The sequence below is a fragment of the Vibrio paracholerae genome (genome assembly GCF_037672085.1).
GTDB lineage: Bacteria > Pseudomonadota > Gammaproteobacteria > Enterobacterales > Vibrionaceae > Vibrio > Vibrio cholerae.
Map to the genome: position 1 here is coordinate 1,755,506 of NZ_JBBHLM010000002.1, position 22,773 is coordinate 1,778,278.

Below are 22,773 nucleotides of genomic sequence, written 5' to 3' on the forward strand. Positions count from 1 at the left end.
CATGAGCTCAGATATTCAGCAAATTCGTATTGGCTTAACCAATAACCATCCTTGTAGCTATTTAGCGGATCGGATGGAGCGCGTCGCCGTGGCGATTGATCCGCAGATGCAAACACCCGAAACCTATGAAGTGCTGATGGCAAATGGTTTTCGGCGCAGCGGCGATACCATCTACAAACCGCATTGTGATCATTGCCAGTCTTGCCAAGCTCTGCGAATTCCTGCGCCCGATTTTGTGCCAAGCAAAAGCCAAAAACGTTTACTCAAGCTGCTCAGCCAAGAGTTTCATTGGCAGTTGAAACCAGAACTGGATGAAGATTGGTACACCCTTTACGCGCGTTATATTTTCGCTCGTCATCGCCACGGCTCCATGTACCCACCCAATAAAATGGAATTTGCCAAATTTGCCCGTGCAAAATGGCTTAATACTCAATATTTACATCTTTATCAGGGCGAAAAGTTGGTCGCGATTGCCGTCACCGATTTACTCCCAAACAGTGCGAGTGCGTTTTACACCTTTTATGACCCAGATATTTCGATCTCTTTAGGCACCTTAGCGGTACTTTGTCAGCTCAATTACTGCCAACAGACCAAAAAGCAGTGGCTTTATTTGGGATATCAAATCGATGAATGCCCAGCTATGAACTACAAAGTCCGGTTCAATCCACATCAAAGGCTAGTAAATCAACGTTGGCGAGGGTAGAATACGCCGCAACTTCCCATATTGAACGTTTAATGGCAGAATCCTGCGCCGTTAAAGATCGCCAAATTTCTAAAGAGGATTAAATGGCTAAAGAAGACGTAATTGAGATGCAAGGCACTGTCCTTGATACTCTTCCTAACACAATGTTCCGTGTAGAGCTTGAAAATGGTCACGTAGTGACAGCTCACATCTCGGGAAAAATGCGCAAAAACTACATCCGCATTCTAACCGGTGACAAAGTCACTGTTGAGATGACTCCTTACGATTTGTCTAAAGGTCGCATCGTCTTCCGTGCTCGTTAATCTCTGATTTCCGAACGCAACAAAAAGCGGAGCTTATGCTCCGCTTTTTGTTTTGCTACAGCACTTATTAATCAATACATTAGCAAAATATCGACGGCGTTCAACCAAGAATCCATATACCCTTCTTACTTAAAGCAGTCGCGGTGTTGGCTACCACTTCAAGTGATTTGGGTATAACAAAGAATCAAGCTCAAGTATAGCGCCGCAGCTCTTTATCACTGTAGCAGCCTGCTGTATTCATGCCGTACTCCGGACACAAAAAAGGCGCGATAACGCGCCTTTTTAAGATAAGAGTTAATTCTCTTACTCGATATCAATCACATCGAATTCGACTTCTGGGTTGACGTCAGCATCGTAATCAATGCCTTCAATGCCAAAGCCAAACAGCTTGATGAACTCTTCTTTGTACATGTCGTAATCGGTCAGCTCACGCAGGTTCTCTGTGGTGATTTGTGGCCACAGATCACGGCAGTGCTGCTGAATGTCATCACGCAGTTCCCAGTCATCCAAACGCAGACGATTGTGATCATCCACTTCCGGCGCTGAACCATCTTCTTTGTACAGACGTTGACTGAACATGCGGTAAATCTGCTCCATACAGCCTTCATGCACGCCCTGTTCACGCATCTTCTTGAACACCATCGCGATGTAGAGCGGCATCACAGGAATCGCAGAGCTTGCTTGAGTCACCACAGATTTCAAGACTGCAACGTTCGCGGTACCGCCTTTCGCTGCCAGCTTTTCGTTCAGCGCTGTCGCTGCGCGATCTAGGTCCATCTTGGCACGGCCTAAAGCGCCATCCCAGTAGATTGGCCAAGTCAATTCAGTACCGATATAGCTGTACGCCACGGTTTTGCAACCTTCAGCAAGAACACCCGCCTCTTCCAGCGCTTGGATCCACAGTTCCCAATCTTGACCGCCCATCACGGTGACAGTGTCAGCGATTTCTTGCTCGGTCGCAGGTTCAACACTGGCTTCAATGATCACATCTTTATTGGTATCTACCGCGGTAGAGGTATACGTTTCGCCGATCGGTTTCAGTGCAGAGCGCACTAGCTCACCCGTGTCTGGCATCTTACGCACTGGAGAAGCCAATGAGTAAACCACCAAATCAATCTGGCCAAGGTCTTGCTTAATCAGCTCAATCGCTTTTTGCTTCGCTTCGTTCGAGAACGCATCGCCGTTCAGGCTTTTTGCGTACAAGCCCGCTTCGTGCGCTAGCTTGTCAAACGCTGCTGCATTGTAGAAACCCGCAGTACCTGGTTTTTTGTCAGTGCCCGGCTTTTCGAAAAATACGCCGATCGTCGCCGCACCACCGCCAAACGCCGCAGCGATGCGTGATGACAGACCATAGCCGCTAGACGATCCAACAACCAACACGCGCTTAGGTGCGTTTTTGATCGGACCTTGTGCTTTTGTGTAGGCAATTTGTTCTTTTACGTTCGCTTCACAACCCACTGGGTGCGTTGTTGTACAGATAAATCCACGAATTTTAGGTTTGATGATCATATTCAACTTCCTTAAAAAATCGTCGCTAGGATAAAAGGTTCAGACACAAACCGCATCTAATTTCTCTCAATTTCGCCGAAAATGGCCAGTGGTTGGAGCACTCATTGGGGCATTTTTCCCGTTATGCTCACAAAAAACTCAATCAATAAAAATAAAGAGGGCTTCTGATTTTCCCCAAACAACTTGGAGTTGCAGCTAGGCGGCAAGTAAGTGAGTCCCCATGAGCATAGACAAACTATGTGATTGGGGTGAACGAACGTAGCCAACACCGCTGCAGCTTCAAGTAGGAAGGGGATAGAAGCCCTCGATACTCTATTTTATTTGTTACGCCACACTGTTTAACTTAGGTTTAGTGGTCTGATGGGTATGGATTTGCGAGAAATCATGGCTGAAATGATCGACCTGAATCGCACGGCTACGCAGTTTTTCTGCCGCCAGAATCGAGGCCACTTCATCTGCGCTCAACACACCCGCTTGCTCTGCTTGTGCCAAGCGATCAACCAGTAGTCCTTTACGCGCCACTTTGCCCTCTTTCACCCCTTGTTGCAGTTTACGCTCTAAGCCTTTAACGCTGTACATGGCCAAAAACGCGTTTTCCATCAAGCCAACGCTGTCATCTTCACCTTTACCGATGTAGCACAGCGCGGTTAAACGATCACGATGCGCTCCTGGGGTCATCAGACTTTCTGCGAGTTTGACCGCTAACTCATCACTCGGTGGTGCAAAGTGGTTGCCTAGCGGGAACAGCAGCCCTTTCAAGATGGCTCCGACCCCAGTCACAGGGTAATTACGATACGCTTGATTAAGCGATTTCGCTGCGTGATGCAAACAGTACTGCATCGCATAGTGTACGTAGTCTAAATCCGCTTGATGGCGGCCTTCATCTTCATACTTTTTCAGTACCGCCGAGCCCATGTACAGATAGCTCAGTGCATCGCCTAAGCGTGCTGAAATCATCTCTTTACGTTTGAGCTCGCCACCCAAGGTGAGCATTGCCACATCCGCACTCACCGCTAAAGCACGGCTCAGGCGAGTCATCTGCTTATAGTAGTCTTGTGTGGGGCCACTCATATTCGCTTTAATAAAGCGTGAACCCGTCAGTGCAGCAAACAGAGCACCAAAGCTGTTTTTGGTCGCGTGGGCAATGTGCTTGAACAGCAGTTCATCAAACGCTTTCGCCCCTTCTTGTTGATCTGGATTGGCTGCCGCTTCCATCTCTTTGAGAACATAAGGATGGCAACGAGTCGCACCTTGACCGAAGATCATCAGGTTACGCGTCAAAATGTTCGCCCCTTCAACCGTGATTGCCACGGGTACGCCGAGATAGTGCGTCGCCAGATAGTTCATTGGGCCATCTTGGATAGCACGACCAGAATGAATATCCATCGCATCATTCAAAATGGTGCGCGCGATTTCCGTCATGTGGTATTTGGCAATCGCCGTGACAATTCCCGGTTTCTCTTTGAGATCCAAAGAGGTGGTGGTCAAAGTACGGGTCGCTTCCAGCAAGTAGGTTAAACCGCCGATACGTCCCATGGCTTCCGCCACACCTTCAAATTTACCAATCGACATCCCAAACTGCTTACGCACATAGCCATATGCGCCTGTGGTGCGAGCGGTGAGGTGGCCAATCGCGGTACCCAATGCAGGTAGGGAGATCCCGCGTCCTGCCGAGAGACACTCCACCAACATGCGCCAGCCTTTACCTGCGTAATCCGCCCCACCAATCAGCCAATCCATTGGGATAAACACATCTTGACCACGGGTTGGGCCGTTCATAAAGGCCAAACCTAGTGGGTCGTGGCGTTCGCCAATCTCTACGCCTTCATGGGAGGCAGGGATCAGCGCACAAGTAATACCAATGTCTTCTTTATCGCCAAGCAGATGCTCTGGGTCACTCAGTTTGAAAGCAAGACCCAGCACAGTCGCCACTGGTGCCAGCGTGATGTAACGCTTGTTCCAGCTTAAACGGATGCCCAGCACGTCTTTGCCTTCATGCTTGCCGTAGCAGACCACACCTTGGTCAGGAATGCTGCCCGCATCCGAACCCGCTTCCGGCCCTGTCAATGCAAAGCAAGGAATATCGGTGCCATCGGCCAAACGTGGCAGCCAGTAATCTTTCTGCTCTTGGGTGCCGTAGTGTGACAACAGCTCACCAGGGCCCAATGAGTTCGGTACCATGACCGTCACTGCAGTGCTGATGCTACGCGTAGCAATGCGTGACACTATGGTCGAGTTCGCCAGAGCCGAGAACTCACGGCCACCGTACTCTTTGGAAATAATCAGCGAGAAGAAACGCTCTTTACGTAGGTAGTCCCACACCTCTTTGGGGAGATCGCGATCTTGTTTGACTATCTTGTAGTCATCCAACATAGCGAGCAGAGTTTCCAACTCGTTGTCGATGAAAGATTGCTCCTCCGCTGACAAGGTCGGTTTCGGATAATGGTGCAGCTTGGTGAAATCAGGCTTACCAGAGAACAGTTCACCATCCCACCATACACTGCCCGCTTCCATCGCTTCTTTCTCGGTTTGTGACAGAGGAGGAAGCACTTTCTTAAACATTTTGAAAGCGGGGTCGCTGATCCATTTTCTGCGTAGAGAGCTCATATTCAGATCCTTTTGTTCACTGGTTACACTGTTATTTTTGTTATGAATCGGTTAGTTATTTCGCCGCCACACCGGCCGCGAGGTATGGAATCAGTTGATCGACCACAGACTTAGGATCAACTTTGCTTCCAAAATCATTTTCTGCAATCTCTGCCAACGCTTGACTCGACGCCATGGTAAAGACGCAGGTACCTAAGGTGAAATGCAACCGCCAAAACAAGGTTTCGCGAGTCAAGTTGGGGTTCGCCTTAAGCACGGAATCGGTAAATAGGGTTAGCACATCATTGTAGCGATTGGTAATAAACCAACGGAGATGGCCCTGCACATCGGTATAACCCCGACCAATCAGCAGCATAAAACGGCTGGTGCCATTGGGGCGCAATTCGCTTAACGAACGCAAGGGAGCACGTAGCGCTTCAAAAACTTCAGCCATATCGTAATCGTCCCGCTCGTTAAGCCGCTCAAGCGACTGTTTCATCTCCGGCATGAAAGCTTCGAGATAACGATTGAGTACCGCTCGAACTAAGGTTTTTTTGTCACCAAAATGGTAGTTGACCGACGCAAGGTTCACCCCCGCTTTACTGGTGATCGTGCGCAAAGAGGTATCATTGAAACCGTATTCCGCAAACAGCCCTTCTGCTACATCCAATATTTTTTCCTTAGTACTACTGCGTAATGCCATTTCAATCACTCGTATCAAACAACTGTTTGAAATATACTCTCGCCACATTTGATTAACAAGCGATTAACATCACATTTTCTCGCCATGGTCTGACCAGATGCAGCTAAGTGCTTGCAACACGATGAAAAGTCGTCCACAAAAAAATTTAAAAATAATTTGCGAACTTTTGGAACTCTTTGCCAAACGTCCAGTCTGAATAGACGTGATTGACAGAGCTTTGAGAGTTTTACTGGCCGTCAAATTTGGTTCTCGACCCGCTGTCACCAATTACGCTGCTTTTTCCTTTTTATTAACTCCTATACTTGTGTACGCCCAAAACCAGATTGTTTTGGGCGTTTTTTTATCTGGTTTATTTTGCTCAAGTCGGTTCATTGGTAGCTTTTCATTCAAAAATTCAGGACTTAGAGCACCGCGATAAGTCGTTAGGCCCCCAGTCACAAGGGCGGTTACTCGAAGAGAGTTTGATCCAAACCCTAGTCGTGGCGATCGAACTGCGTATAATGTGCGACCCCATTCAGAGCTCGATTTTCTTATGCTGATCACTCAATCACCTATCACTGAACACCGTTTCGCAGGGCAAACCTTTTACCTCAAACGGGATGACAAGCTTCATCCACATTTCAGTGGTAACAAAGCCCGCAAATTGATGACGTTGCTTGAAGGGGATTTTCCCGGCATCACCACCTTAATCAGCTATGGATCGGCACAAGCTAACTCGCTCTACTCTTTTGCAGCACTTGCTAAACTGCGCGGTTGGCGCTTGGAGTTTTACGTTGACCATATTCCCGCGTGGCTGAAAAATTATCCAATAGGTAACTACCGTGGTGCACTGGAATTGGGAGCAACCATTATTGAAACGCGCTCACTAGGGGCTAGGCATCCACGAGAATTTATTCAGCAACAACGCAAGCCAAATGCCGATTGCTTGGTGATTGAGGAAGGTGCGCACAGCCCCTTTGCTGAACCGGGGATCAAACAGTTGGCGTTAGAAATGCTCGAATGGATCCGCTACCAAGCCCAGCCAGATTGGGTGGTCGCCCTGCCTTCCGGCACCGGAACCACGGCGCTCTACTTACACAAATATTTGCAACCACACGGTGTTGAAGTCATTACCTGCCCTTGTGTGGGTGACGAATCCTACTTACGTGAGCAGTTTTTAATGCTCGGTGAAACCTCTCACCCGACGGTTCTGACCTCTACGACTAAGCACTATTTCGGTCATCTTTATCAAGAGGATTATCAGATATGGCAAGCGTTACTGGCACAAACTCATATTGAATTTGATCTGTTATACGACCCGCTGATGTGGCGTTTATTGTCAGCTTGGCGTACCGAGAACCCAGAGCGAAACTTGCTTTATCTACACCAAGGCGGTTTACTGGGAAATGAAAGTATGTTGCCGCGTTATCAGCGGCAGTTTAGCGAATATACCCTTCCTACTTGAAGCTGCAGGTAGTTTGGGTATAACCAGAGGATGGAGAGTTTTCAATGCGTACTTTGATTGGGGTAGTCGTGACATTAAGTTACAGTGTCGCGTTGCATGCGGCACCGACGCCAGCGAAACTGCCGATCGTGATCGGCGATGATATTGCTAAACGGGTCTGCTATTACCAAGATCAGGCTTATTCAGAAGGCGCCGTGATCTTAGTCGGTGAAGTGTATCTCTCTTGTCAGCGCGCCAATGATTTTGAAACCAATGGCCCGCTGAAATGGTTACCTCTGAATGGGCAGAGCAATCAAACACCGAAACCTAAGCTAGTCCACCCATAAGGGTATATTTGACTTCAAGGTACTCTTCAAGGCCGTGTTTCGCCCCTTCTCTACCAAGGCCCGACTCTTTGATGCCACCAAAAGGCGCTAACGTGGTGGAAATCAACCCTTCGTTGATGCCGACAATCCCCGCTTCGAGTGCTTCACTCATGTGCCATGCCCGGCGCAAAGATTGGGTATAACAATAAGCGGCCAAACCCGAATCGGTCGCATTGGCTCGCTCGATCACTTCTTGCTCAGAGCTAAAACGAAACAGTGCGGCCAAGGGGCCGAAGGTTTCTTCGTCAGCAACGCGCATTTCGTCGGTCACTTCGGTTAACACGTGTGGCTGGAATAAACGGCTGCCCGCTTCAGGCAGCGCACCAAACATCACTTTCGCTCCTTTGCTTTGAGCATCCACTATATGTGATGTGACTTTAGCAACCGCGGCATCATTGATCAGCGGACCGATGTTTACACCTGCATCCAAACCATAACCAACGTTGAGTCTGCTGACCCGATCCACCAACTTGGCAGCAAATTGATCGTATACCGCGTCATGGACATAAATCCGGTTAGCGCACACGCAAGTTTGTCCAGCATTACGAAATTTCGCCACCATCACACCATCAATCGCAGCATTAATGTCCGCATCTTCAAACACAATAAACGGCGCATTTCCTCCCAGCTCAAGCGAGAGTTTTTTCACATTATTAGCTGATTGTGCCATCAAAAGCTTGCCAACTCCGGTTGAGCCAGTAAATGAGAGTTTGCGTACCGTTTTGCTTTCCGTCAGTACACGCCCGACTTCAATCGCATCGCCCGTCACCACTTGCAATAAACCATCAGGGATTCCCGCTTGTTGCGCGAGATCGGCCAAAGCTAAAGCCGTAAACGGCGTATCCGGCGCTGGTTTTAACACCACGGCGCAACCAGCTGCAAAGGCAGGGGCACATTTACGGGTAATCATGGCGGCGGGGAAATTCCAAGGCGTAATCGCGGCAACAACCCCAACAGGCTGGCGAGAAACCATAATTCGCGCATCAGGTTTATGGGATGGGATCAGCTCGCCATAAGCGCGTTTGGCTTCTTCAGCGTACCATTCCACAAAGCTTGCGGCGTAGTGAATTTCCCCCTTGGCTTCAGCCAGCGGTTTACCTTGTTCAATGGTTAATAACTTCGCCAATGATGCATGATGCTGTTCAATAAGCTCATACCAACGGCGCAAAATTTTGGCTTTATTTTCAGCGGGTTGCTGGCGCCATAAAATTTGCGCTGCCTGCGCACCTGCAATCGCTTCTTGCACCTGAGCCGCACTCAAGAAAGGAACAGAGCCAATAAGGGAGCCATCAAACGGATTGGTTACCGTTTGCCTTGCCTGTGACTCACCTAAAATCCACTGCCCATTAATAAAGGCGCTTTGGTGAAAAAATGGAAAATCGGTCGGTAACATGGCAAGACTCCTCATCAGTGACCCGTTAGCCTCTAGGCTTTAGTTCTATACTCAAATGACTTGGAGAGGATACACCGTAGCTCAGCACAAACACACGAATGATTTCATCCATCATGATTTGCTGCTGTTTGGCATCAGGCAGTTCCACCGCGGCCAGCAACTGCGGCCATAAAAACTGACCATGAAAGAGATTCATCAAGGTTGTCGCCATGGGAGGCACTTCTTTCTCAATCAGTTTTCCATCCTTAATGGCAGCTTGCAGCCATACAGTCAGCGCCGTATCTTGAGTCCCCATCAACGCGAGATATTGCTGCGTTAAGGCTGGATCGCGCACAAATTCCCCCACAATCATCCGCAGCACATCAAGGCCAATCGTTCGATACAGTAGGTCAATTTTTGCCGCAAAGTAGTCGTGCAACTGATCCGCCAGAGAGCGGGTAGATTGATACTCAAAGCCAACCTTATGCGGTTGTGCCACCAGAAGATTGATCACTTCAATAAAGAGCAATTCTTTACTGGTAAAGTGGCGATACAAGGTGCGTTTTGAGGTACCTGCGCGTTCACAAACGCGATCCATATTCGCTGCATGGAATCCAAACTGGGTAAACTCTTCTTTTGCTGCTTCAATCAGCGCCAACCGTTTTTGCTCACTGAGTTTCATACCACGATTTCCTCAATTTCATCGGTTATCAATATCATCTGCTATCACTATAAGTCCGACTTTCTTGAAAGTACACCCGTGAGTTTCCCCATAATAAAAGTATCGACATGATCGCTTTGAAATGGCAGTTAAACAGCCAATCAGTGGCACAGTTAGCAAACTGATTATTCATCAAGCCTGAGCGAAAATGCTTACTGGTGAGGCTATCTCTTTGTTATTAACTGTGTAGAATTGTTGCGCACAAGACTACCTACGAATAAAACCCATGGCTACGGATAGAAACGGCAACCATCATTTAATCTGTTGTGACGAATGTGGGCTCGTGTCAAGCTTACCTAAGTTAAGCCAAGGGCACATTGCTCATTGCCCACGCTGCGGACATACGCTCACACAAATTCAAAAACATCCGTATCAGACCACTATCGCTCTCGCGATAAGCAGTCTGATTTTGCTGATGCTGAGCCTCTCTTTCCCTTTTATGTCATTTAGCGTACAAGGACTGACTCAAGAAATTACGCTATTGAATGCGGCTAAAATGCTTGAAGAGTTTCAAAACGTTTTACTCGCTATTTTACTGTTTTCGACGGTCATCTTACTGCCCGCCCTGTATCTGGTGATCATTCTCTTTCTTTATGTGAAAGCGCTACGGTCCAAAAAAGCATTACCCTCAACATCAGAACTCTGGCTCACCAAACATCTGTGCAATCTGCTGTTTAAAGTACAGCCTTGGTTGATGGTGGATGTCTTTTTGATTGGAGTGTTGGTTAGCCTCATTAAAATCGCTTCTCTTGCAGACGTCTCCATGGGCAACTCTTTTTGGGCATTCTGCTGCTTTTCGGCCTTAATGGTAAAAACCGTGTCATCGGTTGATCGCTTCTGGTTGTGGCAACATTTTATTCCTGCACGTGTCCCTCAGGGAGTGGCGTCAGGCCACACTCATTGCACGCACAATCACATTAATTGCCACAACTGCCAGCAAATCAATCCCATTACATCCGCCAAACATCCGAAATGCGTGCGCTGCGGAAGTCGATTGCATGCTTACCATCCAAAGTTAAATTTGCAGTGGGCTTGGGCACTGTTGCTGGCTGCCATCATTTTTTATATTCCGGCCAATCTTTATCCGATGATGTATACCGTGAGTCTCGGAAAATCAGAAGGCTCAACCATTATGCAAGGGGTGATTGTACTGTGGCAGCTCGGCTCTTATCCGGTGGCGATGGTGATTTTCTTAGCCAGTATTTTTATCCCTATGGCCAAAATGTTTGCGCTCGGTTGGCTCTACTGGCAAGCCGGAAAGCTCAACGTATTTCCAGAGCAGCAGAACCTAAAGCGGCTCAAACTTTATCGTGTGACCGAATTCATTGGCCGCTGGTCAATGATTGATATTTTCGTCGTCGCTATCTTGGTCGCGTTAATTCAACTGCATAATCTGATGGCGATTTATCCCGGCCCTGCCGCTCTCTCTTTTGCGGCAGTGGTCATTTTAACCATGCTATCTGCTATGGTTTTTGACTCACGAATCTTGTGGCAAGAGCCACCCGTATCCCACCAACAACAATGAATTGAGAAACTTCTATGAGTGATGAACCTCAAGTTAACGCTGAAGTGAGTGCGCAAAAGCAGCTCTCTGCGATTTGGATCATTCCTATTCTGGCGCTTGCGATGGGACTGTGGATGCTGTTTCAGTACGTCAATAGCACCGGGCCGAAAATCACCCTCATTCTGCCGACGGCAGATGGGCTTGAAGTGGGGAAAACCCAAATTAAAGCGCTCAATGTCAATGTCGGGGTGATTACCGACATTAAGCTCAGCGATGATTACCGACACATCATTGCCACCGCGCAAATGGTGAAAGATGCCGATCGCATGCTTCGCGAAGATTCGCTTTTGTGGGTTGTGAAACCTCGGATTGGTAAAGAAGGGATTTCCGGACTCGATACCCTACTTTCTGGCGCTTATATCCAGCTGCAGCCCGGCCAATCCAAAACGTTTCAAGATGAATTTTCTGTGCTCGACTTACCCCCTATTGCACCGCCTGATGCCAAAGGGTTACGCCTGATTCTGACCAATAAAGAGGCAGGGAAACTGAGTGTCGGCGATCCCGTTATGTACGAAGGATTCACGGTTGGCCGCGTGGAAAGCACCCAGTTTGATGTGGAAAGCAAAAAGGCTCAATACCAACTTTTTATCTTTGCCCCTTACGATAAATTGGTGAATACACGCTCCTTTTTCTGGCTCAATTCTGGGATCAATCTTCAACTGAATGCCGAAGGGCTCGAATTCAGCTTAGGGTCGATAGAAAGCCTACTCAAAGGCGGAGTCACCTTTGGCCAGCTACAAGAAGACGACTCGGGCCAACAAATTACCCAGCAAATGACCGAATTCCTCCTGTTTGACGATGTGAAACAGATCCGTGAAGGTATGTACGGTGACTACATCGAGTTTGTGATGATGTTTGATGAATCGGTACGCGGACTCAGACCTTTAGCACCCGTTGAATATCGCGGTTTAAGGATAGGGACGGTGACTAAAATTCCACTCAAGACAGAAAGCACCAATGTCTACATTAATATCAAACGCATTCCTGTTTTGGTCAGAATCGAACTCGGACGTCTCTATGATAACTTTGGCACAACCGATCTCCCCAACTTGAAAAAGCGTATGCAAGATGAGTTTGCCAAGGGCTTAAAAGCCTCCTTAAAAACAGGAAACTTAGTGACTGGCGCGCTGTATATCGATACCGATTACTTCCCTGATGAGCCAACCGATCCCCTAACCCAATTTGATGGGTACCCAATGTTTCCGACCAAACAAGGCGGATTTGCAGAAGTGCAAAAACAAGTCACCGAACTTCTGAGAAAGCTCAACGGATTGCCTATGGATGATACGTTGGCGTCGCTCAACAGTACGTTAAAAACCTCAGAAGCGCTGTTGGCTTCGGCAGAACGCATTCTCAAAAAACAAGAGACACAAAATCTGCCAGCGGATATTCAAGCGAGCCTAAAACAACTGGAAACCACTATAGGTGGTTTTGGCCCTGAGTCGACGGTGTATCGTGAGCTTGAAACCACATTAAGAGAGCTCAACCAAGTGATGGCCGAATTTAAACCTGTGCTGCGCACCATTAATGAAAAACCTAATGCATTGATTTTTGGTGAAAGTAATGCAGCAGATCCGATTCCCGTGAAAGGAAAGCAAGAATGAAAACATGGTTATTAATGATGTTAACCACATTGTTGGTCGGCTGCGGAGGAACGCCACAGCCCAAAGTCAGTTTTTATTTACTGCCAAACAACCCAGAACTGAGCGAGCTTACCCAACCCAAAACATTGCCTTTGCTGGTGGTTCAACCCGTGGAATTGGCGGCTTATCTGGATACGCAAGGGATTGTTTATCGTCAGTCGGAAACGCAGGTGATCCAAGCCAGACAAAACCAGTGGGCACAGCGCCTTAGCCCACAACTGACACAGCGTATCACCAATGATCTGCGCCGTAAGCAATCTCGCTACTGGCCTGCGCCTTTGAATGCTTCATCCATCCAGCAAGAGCACTGGAAACTGCAGGTAAGATTGCAGCGATTTAATGGTGTCTACACGGGCAATGCCGAAGTGGCTGGCAGTTGGGAGCTGCTCAACCCAAAAGGAGAAAGCATGTTAAACCAAGAGTTTAGTTTTCAGGTGCCGCTCAAAGATACGGGCTACCCCGCTCTGGTTGAAGCGCTCTCTGCGGGTATAGATCAACTTTCAACTCAGATCGAAACCCGATTGGTAACTCGCTAAACAGACAATCAGGTTACCTGATCCAACAGAAAGCTCGACACAATGTACACCAGCAAGTTTACTTTTTACCATCACTCAAGGTATGATGCGCGACAAGTTAACCACATGGTGGTCAAGGTTGCCTGCCAATTTGAAGTTGCAGGTAAAAACGTCAAAGGCATGGGGATTCGTACAGACTCCCCTTTCCCAATTGTGAAATTGAGGAGCAACACACTATGAATCCTTCTTTTACTCGTTCAATGGCTGTAAAGCGCTCATTGCTTAGCGCGGTGATCGCCTCGGCTTTATTGTTGGCTGGCTGCGGTGAAGCGCCACAAGTCAGTGCCCCCGCTCCTGTGACCAAACCCGCATTAACCGAGATTGTCGCGAATCAGCGTGCCTCTGACCTTACTTTTAATGGCGTAGTGCGCGCCGCTAAGAGGGCTGATCTCGCTTTTCGTATTAGTGGCCGTTTAACGGATATCGCAGTAAAAGAAGGCGACCAAGTGAAAAAAGGCCAGTTACTGGCGAGCCTCGACTCACGAGATGCCAAAACGGCGCTGGAAGCTGCGCAACTTGAGCTAAAAAATACCGAACAAGAGTACCGCCGCGCCAAAGCCATTTTTGAGAAAACCCAAGCCATTTCTAAAGCCGAGCTGGATAAAGTCACCAATCGCTACGATCTTGCCAAAAACCGCGTAGAAGAAGCCAAACGCAAACTGGAGTACACCCAAATCACCGCCCCGTTTGATGGCGTCATCAGTGAAAAAACCGTCGAGAATTTTGCTCAAGTGCAAGCCAATCAAGTGATCATGATTTTGCAAGATCTGAATGATTTGGAAGTGGCGATTGAGATCCCGCATCGTGTCATGCTCTCAGGTGTGCGCAATACCCGCGCGATCGCCGAGTTAAGCGCGATTCCCAATCAGCAATTTGATTTACAGCTGCGTACCTACTCCACTCAGCCAAGTTCGGATTCACAAACTTACTCTGTAGTGCTTGGTTTTGAAGATTTGAAAGGCTTTCGCGTGATGCCCGGCATGTCGGCCAAAGTGCTGCCGGTTGCCGAGGATACCGCTGCGCAAAACACGCTCATCACCCTACCACTCACCGCTCTAGTGCCAGATAACCAAGGCAAACAATTTGTGTGGGTAGTCAATGCGCAAGACCAAGCGGAAAAACGTTACGTCGACATTGGCACCACCTACAAAGATCGCGTGGTGATCACTCAGCATCTCAAACCGGGTGAGCAGGTTATTATCGCCGGTGTTTCGAGTGTGCGCGAAGGCATGACCGTTCGTCCCTACACGGATAACAACGGAGCCCAATAATGGATATTGCACGTTATACCCTTGCCAAACGCACCAGCGTTTGGGTGCTGATAGCCCTAACCTTGATTGGCGGCTACATCAGCTACCTCAAATTGGGTCGTTTTGAAGATCCTGAGTTTGTGATTCGCCAAGCGGTGATTGTGACGCCCTATCCGGGTGCCACCGCGCAAGAAGTTTCCGATGAAGTGACCGATGTCATCGAAGGTGCGGTGCAAGCGCTGCAAGAGCTAAAAGAAGTCAAATCGGTTTCGATGCAAGGCCGCTCTGAAGTGACGGTAGAAATCAAACTCGAATTTGCCAAATCCTCCGCGCAGTTGCAGCAGGTATGGGACAAATTACGCCGCAAAGTCGCGGATGCGCAGCGCCAACTGCCTCCCGGTGCGGGCGCTTCAATCGTTAACGATGACTTCTCTGACGTGTACGCGCTGTTTTACGCAGTGACAGGAGAAGGCTTTAACGACAAACAGCTGCAAGACTACGTCGATACGCTGCGCCGTGAACTGGTTTTGGTGCCGGGTGTTGCCAAAGCCGCCACATTGGCTGAGCAGCAAGAAGCGATCTTTATCGAGATGTCCAGCGAACGCATGGCGGAATTTGGCCTTTCGGTTGAACGCGTGCTGCAAGTGCTACAAAAGCAGAGCCTAGTCACCGTTGCAGGCAGCGTCGATGCTCAGCAGATGCGCATTCCGGTGATCCCTAAATCCAACATCAGCTCCTTGGCTGACCTCACTAATTTGCAAGTGGCGGTCGGTAGCAACAATGCGGTGGTACGCCTAGGTGATATTGCCAACATCAGCCGTGGCTACACCGAGCCAGCATCGATGCTGATGCGCTATAACGGTCAGCGTGCAATTGGCTTTGGTATCTCGAATGTCACCGGCGGTAACGTGGTCGAGATGGGCGATGCCGTCAAAGCACGCTTGGCTGAACTTGAAAGCCAGCGTCCACTGGGCATGGATCTGCATGTGATTTCGATGCAGTCTGACTCGGTGCGCGCTTCGGTGGCCAATTTTATCGATAACCTGATTGCCGCTGTCGCCATCGTGTTTGTCGTGCTCCTGCTGTTCATGGGCGTACGCTCAGGCGTCATTATCGGTTTTGTTTTGCTGCTTACTGTTGCCGGTACCTTATGTGTGATGCTGATTGATGACATCGCCATGCAGCGGATTTCGCTCGGCGCGCTCATCATCGCCCTCGGCATGTTGGTGGATAACGCGATTGTGGTCACTGATGGCGTACTCGTGCGTTTTCAACAAGATCCGAACGCCGATAAACAGCAAGTGGTCTCTGAGGTGGTCAATACCACTAAATGGCCACTGCTGGGCGGTACGGTGGTGGGTATTTTTGCCTTCAGCGCAATTGGCCTGTCCCCTTCCGATATGGGCGAATATGCCGGCTCACTGTTTTGGGTGATCCTCTACTCGATGTTTTTGAGTTGGGTGTTTGCGGTGACCGTCACCCCCATGCTGTGCCATGACTTTCTACGCGTTAAAGCTCCCACCAAAGAGGCGAAACCGTCTAAATTGGTAACGGGTTATAAAGCTGTACTGCAATGGGTGTTAAGCCACCGCGTGGTCAGCTGTGCGATGCTACTCGGCACCTTAGTGGCAGCGGTATGGGGCGCTCAGTTTATTCCGCCGGGCTTTATGCCAGAGTCGCAACGACCACAATTTGTGGTTGACGTGTACTTGCCACAAGGCTCGGATATTCGCCGCACCGAACAGGTTGTCGCCAGCATTGAGAAAGACGTGGCGCAAAAAGACGGTATTACCAATATCACCAGTTTCATCGGCGGTGGTGGCCTGCGTTTTATGCTGACCTACTCACCCGAGGCGCGTAACCCAAGTTACGGCCAACTGCTGATTGATATTGATGACTACACCAAAATTGCCCCATTAGTAGGCGAGTTGCAAAATGAGCTGGATGCCAAATACCCGGATGCCTCAATCAAGGTGTGGAAGTTTATGCTCGGTCGCGGCGGCGGCAAGAAAATTGAAGCCGGTTTCAAAGGCCCAGACAGCCATGTGCTGCGCCAATTGGCTGAACAAGCCAAAGCAATTATGCATAACGACCCGAACTTGATTGCGGTGCAAGATGACTGGCGTCAACAAGTGCCGGTATTGCAACCCGTGTATTCCGCGCAAGAAGCACAGCGCCTTGGCTTAACCACACAAGAAATCAGCGCCGCGATCGCGCAAACGCTCAATGGCCGTAATGTTGGAGTGTATCGCGAAGGCAATGACTTGATCCCGTTGATGGTTCGCGCACCAGAAAATGAACGCCACCACGAACGTGCGATTGAAAACAGTGAAGTGTTCAGTGCGCAAGCCGGTCGTTACGTTCCGGTGAGCCAACTGGTGGATTCGGTCGATACTGTCTATCAAGATGCCTTACTGCGCCGTATTAACCGCATGCCGACCATCTTGGTACAAGCTGACCCTGCGCCGGGTGTGATGACGGCCGATGCGTTCAATAATGTGCGCGAAAAAATTGAGCAAATTGAGTTGCCAGCTGGCTATGAGCTGATTTGGTACGGTGAATACAAAGCCTCGAAAGACGCCAATGAAGGCTTGGCGCTCTCCGCGCCTTACGGCTTTGCGGCGATGATTCTCGCGGTGGTGTTTATGTTTAACGCGCTGCGTCAGCCACTCGTGATCTGGATGACCGCCCCCTTTGCCGTCGTGGGTGTCACCATTGGCCTTATCGCCTTTCAAACTCCGTTCGAGTTTATGGCGATCCTCGGCTTTTTAAGCTTGATTGGTATGATGGTGAAAAACGCGATTGTGTTGGTTGACCAAGCGGATGCGGAAATTCGCGAAGGTAAAGAAGCTTACTTCGCGATTATTGATGCGGCGGTGAGCCGTGCACGCCCGGTTCTGCTAGGTGCATTCACCACGATTTTAGGTGTGGCTCCACTTCTGGTAGACCCATTCTTTAAGAGTATGGCGGTCACCATTATGTTTGGTTTGCTGTTTGCCACCATTCTGACCTTAGTCGTGATCCCGCTCTTCTATGCCGTGCTGTTTAGAGTGAAAGTCGCCAAAGCATAATCAGGCGGTTAATCTCACCCTTCCCAACCAATAAGGCTCCGCAAGGAGCCTTATTATTCGAGAAAACCAAGCACAATTGTTGTGATTTTGCCCACTCCAGCTACTTTGTAAGCAAACGCACTCAATGCGCGAGTTTTTTTCGGATTTCTGCTTGACCATCCACAATAGAATCATTAAATTAGCGCCTCGTTAGCCAAGCGGTTAACGATTCGGTGAGTTGTCCGAGTGGCTGAAGGAGCACGCCTGGAAAGTGTGTATACGGCAACGTATCGAGAGTTCGAATCTCTCACTCACCGCCACATTCAAGTTTAAAGACGTCCTAGGGCGTCTTTTTTGCTATTTATACCCAAACGACTGAGCATTGCACCAATACAGCGGCAATGCCCAATCGCAGGGAAACTCCCTAATCATCCTGTTTCGAGCACAACCCGATGAACCGTAAAAAGAAAATTAATCAGACATTACAAAAACGCCTTAAAAAGCAACATGCGAAATTACACCCGAGCAACAAGCCTCGTTATATTTCTAAAGCAGAGCGGGCTAAACTCGCAGCAGAACAAGAAGCGAATCCCGAGCTTGGAACCCGCGATGCAAACCCTACTGAGCCCTCGCTGAGCAATAGCGCATTACAGTAATAGACGGTGCTCAATCGGGTGAAATTGACTGGCGACATCGATTAAATGTTGCGCGGTCAGTTTCGGCACCCCATACACTTCCACCTTAACCTGAAAGCGTTGCGCAATTCTGGTCACCAAAGGCTCAAAATCACCATCCCCAGAGACGAGCACCACGGTATCCACCTCCTGAGCTAATTCATAGCCATCAAGGGCAATCCCGACATCCCAATCCCCTTTCGCGCTACCATCACTGCGCTGGATAAAAGGTTTTAGCATCACCTCAAAGCCAATCCCTCGTAAAATATGATGAAATTGCCTCTGCTGCGGATCTTTACTGGCAATCGCATAGGCATTGGCTTTCACTACCGTACGATTTTGCGTCACTTGCGACCAAAACTGATTGTAATCAAAGTGCCGGCCATATTGCTCGCGGCAGGTGTAATACACGTTTTGCACATCCACCAAAATGGCAATTTTTTCCATTGATTCCTACTTAGTTATTCTTGATTTAAGGCTTAACTCCGCACTTATTCTACACCGTTATTTAGAAACCAATTCATACATATGCTATTTAGGGCTGTAGTTCGGCGGTAAAGTCACCAAATCTATTTCTTTTGACAACCCCCCTCTTGGCACTGGGTTTGGCCAAACCAGCGCGAGAGGCGCATTCTGTGCTTGGCAAACAGGAGATACATTCGGTCACTGATCCCCTTTAAAATCGGCAGACGAGTAATGAAAAGCCAGCGATGTCGATTGACCAAACGCCACGCAAGCACTGTCACATCTAAGCCATATAAAAGTTGTCCTTGCTGATCGATACCGTGCAAGATAGACAATGCACGTTGTTTATCGATCGATGGGTAGCAGGACATCGTATCCGTATCATGCACATCCACCAGCAAAATTCGCGCTTGGTGATCCGCCGTTTTTAATGCGCGCATCTCGTTACAACAGAGCGGACATTGTCCATCAAAAAAGATCACCAGATCTGGCTTATTCATGGCTATTGACCTCAGATTCATCATTGCAATCTGTTACGCACACTCTCTTTTCGAGGATCAATCCCATTACCGCAACCGCAGCGCGTGATCGCTCAATCCCTTTGACCGTATAAACGCTCATTAACCCCATCATCGGTATTGAGAGTGGAACTTGAGTAAAAAAATTGGCCTGTACTGTTTTACCAACGATTTACGAGTGAACGATAACCCGCTACTTGAGCAAGCCGCGCAGCAAGTGGATCGCTTAATCTGTTTGTACTGTTATCCCTCGATTACGCCATTTTTGGCGCGCTACGCCCAGCAAACACAATGGGGCGAAGCCAAAAAAAGGTTTCTCAACCAAACCTTGGTTGACTTAGACCATTCGCTCAGTACGCTAGGCCAAAAGCTCTGGGTGACGCCACTTTTGCCCTATCAGGCGCTGCGCCATCTGCTGACTCAAGTCGAGATTACGGATATTTATGTGGATGCAGTGGCGGGCTCAGATGAGCGCCAAGCTATCGCGCGCATTCATCAGGACTTTTCTTCTGTGCATATCCATCAGCAAGCTCTGCACAGCTTATTGAGTGAGCCGCAGTTGCCGTTTGCACTTGAGGCGCTACCGAGCACCTTTACCCAATTTCGTAAGCAAGTAGAAACGCTCTCCCTCTCTTCTGCGCCGATGGGTTATCCGCGTGTTTTGCCACCCATTGAGCAAGGCTGGCAGTTGCCTTTGATGGATATTGTTACCGAGCCGAATCACAGCGCCTTTGTCGGTGGTGAGCAAGCAGGGCTGACGCATTGCCAACACTATTTCTCCTCCATGCTCCCCAGTCGTTATAAAGAGACGCGCAATGGGTTAGACGGTATGGATTATTCCACTAAGTTTTCGCCTTGGCTCGCGCTCGGCGCGGTTTCGCCAAAAACCATTTATGCCATGTTGCAGCGTTATGAAGCTGTACATGGCGCGAACGATTCCACCTACTGGATTTTCTTTGAGTTACTGTGGCGTGAATATTTTTACTGGTACGCGCGGCGCTATGGCGCAAAACTGTTTCGCTTCTCTGGGATTGGCGAGAAAAAACCGCTCACCAGTTTCTATGCGCAGCGCTTTTTACAGTGGAAGCACGGAGTAACGCCTTTCCCCATTGTGAATGCCTGTATGCGGCAACTGAATCAAACGGGTTACATGTCCAACCGTGGTCGACAGTTAGTCGCCAGCTGTCTAGTTCACGAACTAGGCTTAGATTGGCGCTATGGTGCCGCTTATTTTGAAACCCAGTTAGTGGATTACGATGTCGGATCCAACTGGGGCAACTGGCAGTATTTGGCGGGAGTCGGAGCCGACCCACGCGGCTCGCGGCAATTCAACCTCGCAAAACAGGCGCACACTTACGATCCAAAGGGCGAATTCGTTGCCAAATGGTGCGGAACGGCTTGTGGCAAGCTAAATGCTCTCGAAAATTTGCGCTCGACAGTGTCGATATGGTTGACTGGCCAATCGCCGCCAGCGCGTCACATCTTATCCATCATCCTCATAATAAGGAAAGCTCATCATGAATATCGTGATCATCGGTGGCAGCGGCGGTATTGGTTTGGCGATGGTGCAAGAAGCACTGAACCGTTTTAGTGAGGCCAACGTGCATGCGACTTACCATAGTACTACGCCGACGTGGCAGCACCCTCGGCTGAATTGGCACGCACTCGATGCCACCCAAGAAGCGCAGGTACAAGCCCTGAGTGAGAAATTTAGCCGAGTCGATTGGCTCATCAACTGTGTCGGCGTACTGCATACGGCAAGTAAAGGACCAGAAAAGAACCTCAATGCCTTAGACGCGGATTTTTTCCTCTACAACCTGACCCACAATGCCTTGCCTAGCCTACTGCTTGCCAAGCATTTCACCGCCAAACTGAAGCAGAGTGAGGCGGGCAAGTTTGCCACGCTTTCCGCCAAAGTTGGCAGTATTAGTGATAACCAACTCGGCGGTTGGTACAGCTATCGAGCATCGAAAGCGGCGCTCAATATGCTACTGAAAACGTTAGCGATTGAATGGCAACGCTCACTGAAAAAAGGGGTGGTGTTGGCACTGCATCCCGGCACGACCGACACCAAACTCTCTGCGCCGTTTCACAGCAATGTCGCCCCAGAGAAACTGTTCAGCTCCGCCCGTGTTGCGCACGATTTGATTGGTTTGATTGCAGCGGCAACGCCTGAACAAAGCGGCGGATTTTATGCCTACGATGGTCAGGCGTTGCCTTGGTAAAGCGTAGGGATTAGCTAAAGGTGGATAGATTAGCTAAAGGTGGATAGATACAGCGCCTCAACCTTATCGCGCGCCCATTGAGTTTTACGCAAAAACTTGAGCGATGATTTAATCGATGGGTCATTTGCAAAGCAGTTGATATTGATACGCTGATGTAACCCACTCCAGCCATAATGCTCCACCAAGCGAGTGACGATTTTTTCTAGGCTTAGGCCGTGCAGCGGGTTGTTAACTTGTTGGTTCATTAGAGGGTTCTCTGTGAAAATCTGCCTTTCATCAGGCAGAAAATGGGAATAGGCGATGAAGCTGCGCCCACCCTTGGTAAAGTGAAGCTGCCAATCTTACTTCAGTATCCCCAGCGCTTTCAATTTGCGATAGATGGTATTTCTGCTCAGCCCAAGCAAACGCGAGGTTTGGCTAATGTTGCCTTGCGTTGCTTGGTAGGTTTTGAGTGTTCTACCTTCTCTCGGTTTCTTCTAGAAACGTGGAGTGAACCAATATAACCAACACTGCAACTCCAAGTTGTTTGGGTATAGAACGACGAATATCACACTTAATTGTGTGTGGTACAAATCTATAGCGAGTGAATTATTTTTGCTATTTCGGCAAAACCCAACATCCATTAATTTTAGCTCATCAGTTAAATACTTTATGAGCCAATAAATGATCACCGAACTCACCAATGCCCATTTAATTAAAGGCAACCTTCAAGCAAATAGTAAAAATGAAGTTTTTGCAGAATTGGCGCAAATGTTACTTGAGAATAACCGCATCAGTAACAAAGAGGATTTTTTAAACGACATTGAAATACGTGAAAAATTAAGTGTCACCTCAATGGACGGCATCGCCTACCCACACTCAAAAAGTAAAGCCGTTACAAAACCTGCCATCGCTGTTGGTGTAAAGCACGAAGGCATTGAATATGGAGACGATGAAGGCATAAGACCGACCGTATTCTTCATGATTGCCTCACCCGATAACGGTGCAGACCACCATATTTATGTTCTTCAAGAATTATTCGGAAAATTTAGCGAAGAGTTTATTGAAGATATTCATAACGCAAAAAACGAACATCAAATCCTTAATATTTTAATTCAATCATAA

At 48.6% G+C, this 22,773-nt stretch carries 21 protein-coding genes, 1 tRNA gene and 2 pseudogenes; 14 read left to right on the forward strand and 10 right to left on the reverse strand.

The annotated features are described in order from the left end of the window. Nucleotide 1 precedes the first annotated feature (1 nt). On the forward strand, nt 2-703 hold the full coding sequence (locus R4537_RS13090; protein WP_000093315.1) for an arginyltransferase: 702 nt from the start codon (nt 2-4) through the stop codon (nt 701-703). Between the two features lie 83 nt (nt 704-786). Continuing rightward, nucleotides 787-1,005 carry a translation initiation factor IF-1 gene (gene infA / locus R4537_RS13095; RefSeq protein ID WP_001040192.1) on the forward strand — a complete coding sequence of 73 codons (219 nt, stop codon included), beginning with the start codon at nt 787-789 and terminating at the stop codon, nt 1,003-1,005. Between the two features lie 303 nt (nt 1,006-1,308). Here infA and fabV read toward each other — a convergent pair whose 3' ends face one another. The 3 genes from fabV to psrA all read right to left on the reverse strand — a co-directional run bounded on the left by fabV (nt 1,309) and on the right by psrA (nt 5,803). Next, nucleotides 1,309-2,514, reverse strand: coding sequence for an enoyl-ACP reductase FabV (fabV, locus tag R4537_RS13100; protein WP_000584512.1), 1,206 nt, complete (start codon nt 2,512-2,514; stop codon nt 1,309-1,311). A gap of 324 nt (nt 2,515-2,838) precedes the next feature. Next, a complete protein-coding gene (locus tag R4537_RS13105; RefSeq protein WP_071178408.1) occupies nt 2,839-5,121 on the reverse strand; it encodes an acyl-CoA dehydrogenase in 2,283 nt (760 codons plus the stop codon). Between the two features lie 55 nt (nt 5,122-5,176). Continuing rightward, a complete protein-coding gene (gene psrA, locus R4537_RS13110) occupies nt 5,177-5,803 on the reverse strand; it encodes a TetR family transcriptional repressor PsrA (RefSeq protein WP_001208101.1) in 627 nt (208 codons plus the stop codon). 532 nt (nt 5,804-6,335) lie between these two features. Here psrA and R4537_RS13115 point away from each other — a divergent pair. Together R4537_RS13115 and R4537_RS13120 are read left to right on the forward strand one after the other, a co-directional pair. Further along, a complete protein-coding gene (locus R4537_RS13115) occupies nt 6,336-7,247 on the forward strand; it encodes a 1-aminocyclopropane-1-carboxylate deaminase/D-cysteine desulfhydrase (protein WP_071178409.1) in 912 nt (303 codons plus the stop codon). Nucleotides 7,248-7,291: 44 nt separating this feature from the next. Next, nucleotides 7,292-7,573, forward strand: a complete 282-nt coding sequence (locus tag R4537_RS13120) for a YnjH family protein (RefSeq protein WP_001259523.1) — start codon at nt 7,292-7,294, stop codon at nt 7,571-7,573. Here R4537_RS13120 and R4537_RS13125 read toward each other — a convergent pair. Both R4537_RS13125 and breR read right to left on the reverse strand, forming a co-directional pair. Further along, entirely contained in the window at nt 7,554-9,005 is a 1,452-nt protein-coding gene (locus tag R4537_RS13125) for an NAD-dependent succinate-semialdehyde dehydrogenase (RefSeq protein ID WP_071178410.1), read from the reverse strand. The two genes, R4537_RS13120 and R4537_RS13125, sit on opposite strands and share 20 nt — an antisense overlap. 25 nt (nt 9,006-9,030) lie before the next feature. Further along, nucleotides 9,031-9,666 (reverse strand): bile response transcriptional repressor BreR, encoded by a 636-nt coding sequence (gene breR, locus R4537_RS13130; protein WP_000777174.1) that lies wholly within the window; start codon nt 9,664-9,666, stop codon nt 9,031-9,033. A gap of 265 nt (nt 9,667-9,931) precedes the next feature. On the opposite strand from breR, the gene R4537_RS13135 reads away from it, so the two are divergent. The 7 genes from R4537_RS13135 (at nt 9,932) to R4537_RS13165 (ending at nt 18,443) form a co-directional block, all read left to right on the forward strand. Further along, a complete protein-coding gene (locus R4537_RS13135) occupies nt 9,932-11,230 on the forward strand; it encodes a paraquat-inducible protein A (protein WP_032480988.1) in 1,299 nt (432 codons plus the stop codon). A gap of 14 nt (nt 11,231-11,244) precedes the next feature. Then, on the forward strand, nt 11,245-12,873 hold the full coding sequence (pqiB, locus tag R4537_RS13140; RefSeq protein WP_001278823.1) for an intermembrane transport protein PqiB: 1,629 nt from the start codon (nt 11,245-11,247) through the stop codon (nt 12,871-12,873). Then, nucleotides 12,870-13,448: a PqiC family protein gene (locus R4537_RS13145; protein ID WP_032480986.1), complete on the forward strand. Its 579-nt coding sequence runs from the start codon at nt 12,870-12,872 to the stop codon at nt 13,446-13,448. The genes pqiB and R4537_RS13145 overlap by 4 nt, the downstream gene beginning before the upstream one ends. Before the next feature lie 215 nt (nt 13,449-13,663). Next, nucleotides 13,664-14,758, forward strand: a complete 1,095-nt coding sequence (vexC, locus tag R4537_RS13150; RefSeq protein WP_032480985.1) for a multidrug efflux RND transporter periplasmic adaptor subunit VexC — start codon at nt 13,664-13,666, stop codon at nt 14,756-14,758. Further along, complete coding sequence (gene vexD / locus R4537_RS13155; protein WP_071178411.1) at nt 14,758-17,808, forward strand: efflux RND transporter permease subunit VexD; 3,051 nt, start codon at nt 14,758-14,760, stop codon at nt 17,806-17,808. Before vexC ends, vexD begins: the two co-directional genes overlap by 1 nt. Before the next feature lie 211 nt (nt 17,809-18,019). Further along, nucleotides 18,020-18,107 (forward strand) — tRNA-Ser (locus R4537_RS13160). A 132-nt stretch (nt 18,108-18,239) separates the two neighbouring features. Further along, nucleotides 18,240-18,443, forward strand: coding sequence for a DUF2986 domain-containing protein (locus R4537_RS13165; protein ID WP_001080333.1), 204 nt, complete (start codon nt 18,240-18,242; stop codon nt 18,441-18,443). Here R4537_RS13165 and R4537_RS13170 read toward each other — a convergent pair. The 3 genes from R4537_RS13170 to R4537_RS13180 all read right to left on the reverse strand — a co-directional run bounded on the left by R4537_RS13170 (nt 18,435) and on the right by R4537_RS13180 (nt 19,547). After that, the gene (locus tag R4537_RS13170) at nt 18,435-18,908 is read right to left on the reverse strand and encodes a LabA-like NYN domain-containing protein (RefSeq protein ID WP_000410960.1); all 474 of its coding nucleotides are present in this window, start codon (nt 18,906-18,908) and stop codon (nt 18,435-18,437) included. The genes R4537_RS13165 and R4537_RS13170 overlap by 9 nt on opposite strands. 122 nt (nt 18,909-19,030) lie before the next feature. Further along, complete coding sequence (locus R4537_RS13175) at nt 19,031-19,426, reverse strand: thiol-disulfide oxidoreductase DCC family protein (protein WP_071178412.1); 396 nt, start codon at nt 19,424-19,426, stop codon at nt 19,031-19,033. After that, a complete protein-coding gene (locus R4537_RS13180) occupies nt 19,419-19,547 on the reverse strand; it encodes a hypothetical protein (protein WP_001891361.1) in 129 nt (42 codons plus the stop codon). Before R4537_RS13180 ends, R4537_RS13175 begins: the two co-directional genes overlap by 8 nt. Nucleotides 19,548-19,577: 30 nt before the next feature. Here R4537_RS13180 and R4537_RS13185 point away from each other — a divergent pair. Both R4537_RS13185 and R4537_RS13190 read left to right on the forward strand, forming a co-directional pair. After that, nucleotides 19,578-20,965: pseudogene (locus R4537_RS13185) on the forward strand (DASH family cryptochrome). Further along, nucleotides 20,962-21,669 carry an SDR family oxidoreductase gene (locus R4537_RS13190; protein ID WP_071178413.1) on the forward strand — a complete coding sequence of 236 codons (708 nt, stop codon included), beginning with the start codon at nt 20,962-20,964 and terminating at the stop codon, nt 21,667-21,669. Before R4537_RS13185 ends, R4537_RS13190 begins: the two are co-directional and overlap by 4 nt. Nucleotides 21,670-21,698: 29 nt before the next feature. Here the strand turns inward: R4537_RS13190 and R4537_RS13195 are convergent, their stop codons facing one another. Further along, the gene (locus tag R4537_RS13195) at nt 21,699-21,914 is read right to left on the reverse strand and encodes a VF530 family protein (RefSeq protein WP_001076091.1); all 216 of its coding nucleotides are present in this window, start codon (nt 21,912-21,914) and stop codon (nt 21,699-21,701) included. 96 nt (nt 21,915-22,010) lie between these two features. Next, nucleotides 22,011-22,127 (reverse strand): annotated as a pseudogene (locus tag R4537_RS13200) (helix-turn-helix domain-containing protein); the annotation flags it as partial. Nucleotides 22,128-22,332: 205 nt separating this feature from the next. Here R4537_RS13200 and R4537_RS13205 point away from each other — a divergent pair. After that, a complete protein-coding gene (locus tag R4537_RS13205; protein WP_000627273.1) occupies nt 22,333-22,773 on the forward strand; it encodes a PTS sugar transporter subunit IIA in 441 nt (146 codons plus the stop codon).

Excerpts from the sequence above, each read along its gene's own strand:
- R4537_RS13090 (WP_000093315.1), top strand. The coding sequence starts at position 2 with ATGAGCTCAGATATTCAGCAAATTCGTATTGGCTTAACCAATAACCAT.
- infA (WP_001040192.1), top strand. The coding sequence starts at position 787 with ATGGCTAAAGAAGACGTAATTGAGATGCAAGGCACTGTCCTTGATACT.
- fabV (WP_000584512.1), bottom strand. The coding sequence starts at position 2,514 with ATGATCATCAAACCTAAAATTCGTGGATTTATCTGTACAACAACGCAC.
- R4537_RS13105 (WP_071178408.1), bottom strand. The coding sequence starts at position 5,121 with ATGAGCTCTCTACGCAGAAAATGGATCAGCGACCCCGCTTTCAAAATG.
- psrA (WP_001208101.1), bottom strand. The coding sequence starts at position 5,803 with ATGGCATTACGCAGTAGTACTAAGGAAAAAATATTGGATGTAGCAGAA.
- R4537_RS13115 (WP_071178409.1), top strand. The coding sequence starts at position 6,336 with ATGCTGATCACTCAATCACCTATCACTGAACACCGTTTCGCAGGGCAA.
- R4537_RS13120 (WP_001259523.1), top strand. The coding sequence starts at position 7,292 with ATGCGTACTTTGATTGGGGTAGTCGTGACATTAAGTTACAGTGTCGCG.
- R4537_RS13125 (WP_071178410.1), bottom strand. The coding sequence starts at position 9,005 with ATGTTACCGACCGATTTTCCATTTTTTCACCAAAGCGCCTTTATTAAT.
- breR (WP_000777174.1), bottom strand. The coding sequence starts at position 9,666 with ATGAAACTCAGTGAGCAAAAACGGTTGGCGCTGATTGAAGCAGCAAAA.
- R4537_RS13135 (WP_032480988.1), top strand. The coding sequence starts at position 9,932 with ATGGCTACGGATAGAAACGGCAACCATCATTTAATCTGTTGTGACGAA.
- pqiB (WP_001278823.1), top strand. The coding sequence starts at position 11,245 with ATGAGTGATGAACCTCAAGTTAACGCTGAAGTGAGTGCGCAAAAGCAG.
- R4537_RS13145 (WP_032480986.1), top strand. The coding sequence starts at position 12,870 with ATGAAAACATGGTTATTAATGATGTTAACCACATTGTTGGTCGGCTGC.
- vexC (WP_032480985.1), top strand. The coding sequence starts at position 13,664 with ATGAATCCTTCTTTTACTCGTTCAATGGCTGTAAAGCGCTCATTGCTT.
- vexD (WP_071178411.1), top strand. The coding sequence starts at position 14,758 with ATGGATATTGCACGTTATACCCTTGCCAAACGCACCAGCGTTTGGGTG.
- R4537_RS13165 (WP_001080333.1), top strand. The coding sequence starts at position 18,240 with ATGAACCGTAAAAAGAAAATTAATCAGACATTACAAAAACGCCTTAAA.
- R4537_RS13170 (WP_000410960.1), bottom strand. The coding sequence starts at position 18,908 with ATGGAAAAAATTGCCATTTTGGTGGATGTGCAAAACGTGTATTACACC.
- R4537_RS13175 (WP_071178412.1), bottom strand. The coding sequence starts at position 19,426 with ATGAATAAGCCAGATCTGGTGATCTTTTTTGATGGACAATGTCCGCTC.
- R4537_RS13180 (WP_001891361.1), bottom strand. The coding sequence starts at position 19,547 with ATGAGCGTTTATACGGTCAAAGGGATTGAGCGATCACGCGCTGCGGTT.
- R4537_RS13190 (WP_071178413.1), top strand. The coding sequence starts at position 20,962 with ATGAATATCGTGATCATCGGTGGCAGCGGCGGTATTGGTTTGGCGATG.
- R4537_RS13195 (WP_001076091.1), bottom strand. The coding sequence starts at position 21,914 with ATGAACCAACAAGTTAACAACCCGCTGCACGGCCTAAGCCTAGAAAAA.
- R4537_RS13205 (WP_000627273.1), top strand. The coding sequence starts at position 22,333 with ATGATCACCGAACTCACCAATGCCCATTTAATTAAAGGCAACCTTCAA.